We start from the raw sequence: 910 nt of genomic DNA, 5'->3' as shown, positions 1-910 counted from the left end.
GGCCGTGACGACCATTACCGATTCGATCGACAACACCGGCCTGAGCCTCACGGCCACCGGCACCGTCGTCGAAGGCGGCCAGATCACTTACACCGCGACCCTGACCAACCCGGCCGGCACGCCGATGACCGTGACCTTGAGCAATGGCTCGGTCATCACCATCGAAGCGGGCAAAACCACGGGCAGCGTAGTCGTCGATACCCCGGCGAACGACGTTTATAACAATGGCAGCACCGTCAGCACCACGATCACCGGCACCACCGGCGGCAATTTCGAGCAATTGACCCCAAGCACCGAACCGGCGCTGACCACCATCACCGACTCGACAGACACCACCACCCTGAGCCTGAGCGCGACGGATTCCGTGGCTGAAGGCGGTTCGATTGTCTACACCGCCAACCTGACCAACGCCGCCGGCACGCCAGTCACCGTGACCCTGAGCAACGGCGCGGTGATCACCATCGCCGCCGGCGCCACCAGCGGTTCCGTGACCGTCGCAGCCCCGGCCGATGACGTTTATAAAGACGCCGGCAAAGTTGAAGTCACCGTCAAAGATGCCACCGGTGGCAACTTTGAAAACCTGGCGACGGATCCGGCGCCAGCCGTGACCAATGTCACTGACACTATCGACACTTCGACCGTGACCCTGACCGCCACCAGCAGCGTGGCTGAAGGCGGCACCGTGGTTTACACCGCCTCGGTCGGTGCTCCAGTGACCGGCGCTCCGGTCATCGTGACGTTGGCCAACGGTCAGACGATCACCATCGACATCGGCAAAAGCTCCGGCACCGTCAACGCCGTCGCGCCGAACGACGTACTCAATGGCCACGCGCCGTTGACCACCTCGATCACCGACGTGAGCGGTGGCAACTACGAAAACCTGGTCGCGGACAAAACCCCGGTCAGCACC

The 910-nt window shown here is 63.2% G+C and carries 1 protein-coding gene; it reads left to right on the top strand.

Annotated elements, in window-relative coordinates:
• The coding region (locus tag HB680_RS32480; RefSeq protein WP_213942334.1) for an immunoglobulin-like domain-containing protein at positions 1-910 on the top strand (910 nt) is incomplete at both ends.

Source organism: Pseudomonas sp. dw_612, from assembly GCF_018449725.1.
Classification (GTDB): domain Bacteria; phylum Pseudomonadota; class Gammaproteobacteria; order Pseudomonadales; family Pseudomonadaceae; genus Aquipseudomonas.
This window is presented reverse-complemented; position numbering and strand designations above follow the sequence as displayed.